This window comes from Gammaproteobacteria bacterium, from assembly GCA_037388465.1.
GTDB lineage: Bacteria > Pseudomonadota > Gammaproteobacteria > SpSt-1174 > SpSt-1174 > JARRKE01.
Map to the genome: position 1 here is coordinate 1 of JARRKE010000117.1, position 4,589 is coordinate 4,589.

General features: G+C 61.8%; 3 protein-coding genes and 1 rRNA gene. 2 read left to right on the plus strand and 2 right to left on the minus strand.

The window, feature by feature from the left end:
• Positions 1-403 (minus strand): 16S ribosomal RNA (locus P8Y64_13650); the annotation flags it as partial.
• Between the two features lie 363 nt (positions 404-766).
• On the minus strand, positions 767-1,951 hold the full coding sequence (gene tyrS / locus P8Y64_13655) for a tyrosine--tRNA ligase (GenBank protein ID MEJ2061506.1): 1,185 nt from the start codon (positions 1,949-1,951) through the stop codon (positions 767-769).
• Positions 1,952-2,119: 168 nt separating this feature from the next.
• Here tyrS and P8Y64_13660 point away from each other — a divergent pair, with 168 nt between their 5' ends.
• Both P8Y64_13660 and P8Y64_13665 read left to right on the plus strand, forming a co-directional pair.
• Positions 2,120-3,457 carry a peptidoglycan DD-metalloendopeptidase family protein gene (locus tag P8Y64_13660; GenBank protein ID MEJ2061507.1) on the plus strand — a complete coding sequence of 446 codons (1,338 nt, stop codon included), beginning with the start codon at positions 2,120-2,122 and terminating at the stop codon, positions 3,455-3,457.
• An 11-nt stretch (positions 3,458-3,468) separates the two neighbouring features.
• Positions 3,469-4,584, plus strand: coding sequence for an anhydro-N-acetylmuramic acid kinase (locus P8Y64_13665; protein ID MEJ2061508.1), 1,116 nt, complete (start codon positions 3,469-3,471; stop codon positions 4,582-4,584).
• Positions 4,585-4,589: the final 5 nt, after the last annotated feature.

Below are 4,589 nucleotides of genomic sequence, written 5' to 3' on the forward strand. Positions count from 1 at the left end.
ACGCGGCATTGCTGGATCAGGGTTTCCCCCATTGTCCAATATTCCCCACTGCTGCCTCCCGTAGGAGTCTGGGCCGTGTCTCAGTCCCAGTGTGGCTGATCATCCTCTCAGACCAGCTACTGATCGTCGCCTTGGTAGGCCGTTACCCCACCAACAAGCTAATCAGACGCGGGCTCATCCAATAGTGCAAGGTCCGAAGATCCCCTGCTTTCCCCCGTAGGGCGTATGCGGTATTAATCCGGATTTCTCCGGGCTATCCCCCGCTACTGGGCAGATTCCCACGCGTTACTCACCCGTCCGCCACTCGTCAGCGCGGAGCAAGCTCCGCCTGTTACCGTTCGACTTGCATGTGTTAGGCATGCCGCCAGCGTTCAATCTGAGCCAGGATCAAACTCTTCAGTTAAAAGCTTTCGCGGATTTCTCCGCTATTCCTTCTGATGAAGAGCAGTCCAGAAAACTCAAAAAAGTTTACTAGGTCTGCTCACATCTAATGGTTTGCGTTTACAACCACAGACGCGAGCATCCGCACAAGTTCACTGATTCACAAGTTGTCAAAGAGCAGCGCCAGCTCTGTGGCCAGCGGAGAAGCGGAATTATATGCGTTTTTGGCCAAGGCCGTCAACAACTCCGTTTCCCTTCTTGCCGTTCCCGCCACCGAAGTGTGCGTCGAACGGAGCGCGCATTATAGGGACCCCACAGAGACCGTCAAGCACTTTTTGAAAGATTTTTTTCATCTGGGCCCGCCGTGCCGCCAAGCCACTGAAAATCAGGCCTTAACCACCGACACGCGGGCGAACCGGCGCTTGCCCACCTGGTAGACCTGGGTGGTGCCTGTCTGGATCTTCAGGTCCCGGTCCTCCAACCGCTCCCCGTCGATGCGCACCGCACCCTGCTTGATCATGCGCAGCGCCTCCGAGGTGCTGGCCACGAGGCCAGCTTCCTTGAGGAGATTGGCAACCGGCATGCCCTCAACGGGGGCGCTGAACGCCACCTCGGGCATGTTTTCCGGCAAGGCACCCTTCTGGAAGCGCGCCACAAAGGCCGCCTGTGCCTGCTCGGCATCCGTCCGGGTATGAAACCGCTCGACCAGCTCTCCCGCGAGCTGAAACTTGATGTCCCGCGGGTTCGCACCCGTCTCGATCTCATGGCGCAAGGCGTCAATCTCTGCCATGGGGCGAAAACTCAGCAGTTCGAAATAGCGCCACATGAGTTCATCGGAGATGGACATGAGCTTGCCGAACATCTCCTCGGGCGGCTCGGCAATGCCGACGTAGTTCCCCAGCGACTTGGACATCTTCTGCACTCCATCCAGCCCTTCCAGGATGGGCATGGTCATGACGACCTGTGGCGACTGACCGAAATGCTTTTGCAGTTCACGCCCTACCAGCAGGTTGAATTTCTGGTCGGTCCCGCCCAGCTCGACATCCGCCCGCATGGCCACGGAGTCGTAACCCTGTATCAAAGGGTACAGAAACTCATGAATGGCGATCGGCTGTCCGCTACCGTAGCGCTTGCTGAAGTCGTCGCGCTCCAGCATGCGCGCCACCGTGTGCTTGGCGGCCAACTGGATCAGATCGACGGCGTTCATCTCCCCCATCCAGGAAGAGTTGAACATCACGATGGTCTTCTCGGGGTCGAGGATCTTGTAGATCTGCTGCTCGTAGGTGCGGGCGTTCTCGATCACCTCGTCACGCGTCAGAGGCGGACGGGTCGCGCTTTTGCCGGTCGGATCGCCGATCATGCCGGTGAAATCGCCGATCAGGAACAAGACCTCGTGGCCGAGCTCCTGGAATTGCCGCAACTTGTTGATCAGAACGGTATGCCCCAGGTGCAGATCGGGGGCGGTGGGATCGAATCCGGCCTTGATCCTGAGCGGTTTGCCGCGCTTGAGTTTGTCACGCAGCTCGTCTTCAAGCAGAATCTCCTCGGCGCCACGCCGCAGCAGATCCATGGCTTCATCAATAGTCGGCACTGTCTTATCCCGTTGTCTGATCTGTGATTGATTCGGCTCTCAGCCGGCGTTGACCCACACCCACGCACCCGCTATCGTGGGCAAAATCCTGCCAAATCGGGCGATTATCGCGGATTGTTTATGCACCACCGTAACTCGCGGAGTCTATTGTCGCGCCTGAGGCGCCCCCGTCTGTTGCTTGGGCTGGCCGGCCTCGCCCTGATCGGCGCGGTCCTGGCCCAGGCGGGCAGCCGCAGCGAGAACGCCACTCCGCTGGTAAAGCTCGGGGATGCGCATGATACCCAAAAGGGGCCCGCCCCGGCACGGCTGACGGTCGCGCTTCCTTTGCCCGAAGCACAGGTCAAGCCCATTTCCGCCACCCCCGACCTCAACAAGCCGCGGGATCACTGGGAAACAACCGAAGTCGAATCCGGTGACAGCCTGTCCTCGATCTTCAGCCGCCTGGAGATCCACAGCCAGCTCGCGCCCATTCTCAAGCTGGGCAACGCTACACGTTCGATGCGGCAGCTTTATCCGGGGCAGAAATTCCGCGCCCGCAAGGACCTGAACGGTCTCGCCGAACTGGTGTTCGAACCTGACGCCGACCACATCGTGCGGGTATGGCGCACCGCCACGGGTTACCAGGCCGAGAACCAGGCGCGCGAAAACCAAGTCCGCCTGGTTCAGGCCCAGGGCGTGATTCGCGACTCCCTCTTCAGTGACGGGCAGCGTGCCGGACTGTCGGACGGCCTCATCATGAACCTGGCCGCCATTTTCGGCTGGGACATCGATTTCGCGCTCGACCTGCGCCCCGGCGACCACTTCACCGTCATCTACGAACAGATCTTCCGCAACGGCGTGCACTTGCGCGATGGCGATATCATCGCCGCGGAGTTCGTCAACCAGGGCAGGAGCTACAAGGCCCTGCGTTACAAGGACCCGAAAGGTGACGTCGACTACTACGCCCCGGACGGCAAGCGCCTGCGCAAGGAATTCCTGCGCACCCCGGTCAATTTCACGCGCATCAGTTCGGGCTTTTCCCTGCACCGCAAGCATCCCATCCTGAACGTGATCCGAGCCCACAAGGGCGTCGACTACGCTGCACCCACCGGCACGCCGATCCGGGCGGCGGGTGACGGCAAGGTGGTCTTCAAAGGCCGCAAGGGCGGCTACGGCAAGGTCATCATTCTGCGCCACGGCGCGATCTACAGCACCGTTTACGGACACATGTCCCGCTATGCTCGCGGCCTTTCGGTCGGCAAGCGCGTTCGTCAGGGGCAGATCATCGGCTACGTGGGCATGACCGGTCTCGCCACCGGACCTCACCTGCACTATGAGTTCCGTGTCCACGGCGTGCACCGCAACCCCTTGACGGTCAAGCTGCCCGCAGCCGCGCCACTGCCCGCCCGGTACCACGCTGACTTCCAGGCCCACACCGAAGAAGCCCTTGCCAGACTGCGACTGCTGAGCCGAATCCAGGTAGCCTCACTGGAAATCCGCGACTGAGCCCCATCGTCATGCCGGCATACTTCATCGGCCTGATGTCCGGCACCAGCCTCGACGGCATCGACGCGGCACTGATTGATTGCGAACCCCATCCGCCGGCCCTGCTGGCCACGCACACCGAATCCTTCCCAGCGGAACTCCATGACCGGCTTCGTACGTGCCTGCAACAGCCGGCCGAGGCGAGACTGGGGGAAATTGCGGAACTGGATGCCGCACTCGGCGAACTGCTGGCGCAGGCGGCTGTGAATGTGGCACGAAAAGCCGGCATCCAACCGCGAACCATTCGCGCCGTCGGCAGCCACGGCCAGACGGTTTACCACGCCCCCCTCGGCCCCTGCGCCAACAGTCTGCAGATCGGCGATCCCAACCGGATCGCCGCACGCACGGGCATTACCACGGTGGCCGATTTCCGGCGCCGGGACATCGCCCTGAATGGTCAGGGCGCACCGCTGGCAACCGCCTTCCACGCTGCAATGCTGCGCAGCCAACACGAACACCGGGTGGTATTGAATCTGGGCGGCATGGCGAACGTGACCTGGCTGCCGCACGATCCCGTTGAACCGGTGACCGGTTTCGACACCGGCCCGGGCAATGTGCTGCTGGATACCTGGTCTCGCCTCCAACGCGGCACCGCCTTTGACGACAACGGCAGTTGGGCCGCCACAGGCAAGGTACATGCGGACCTGCTGGCGCGAATGCTGGCCGACCCTTATTTCAGCGCACCGCCGCCCAAAAGCACCGGGCGCGAACACTTCAACCAGAACTGGCTGGAACGCTGCCTGACGGACGCAGGCGCCGAGATAATCCCCGAGGATGTGCAGGCCACACTGGCAGAACTCACCGCCCGCAGCGTCAGCGAGGCGATCGAAACCCATGCCCCTTCAGCGGAGCGTGTGCTGGTATGCGGTGGCGGGGTGCACAATGGTCATCTCATGAGCCGGCTGGCACAGCAAATGCCGGATCGCGCGGTGGAGTCCACCCAGAAACTCGGCCTCGATCCGGACTGGATCGAGGCGATGACGTTCGCCTGGCTTGCCCGGCTCACCCTGAACAATGAACCGGGCAACCTGCCCAGCGTGACCGGCGCGGATTCGCCGACGGTGCTGGGCGGGATTTATCCTGCCTGAGCCTG

Coding starts and splice junctions, on each gene's coding strand:
- tyrS (MEJ2061506.1), bottom strand. CDS start 1,951: ATGGATCTGCTGCGGCGTGGCGCCGAGGAGATTCTGCTTGAAGACGAG.
- P8Y64_13665 (MEJ2061508.1), top strand. CDS start 3,469: ATGCCGGCATACTTCATCGGCCTGATGTCCGGCACCAGCCTCGACGGC.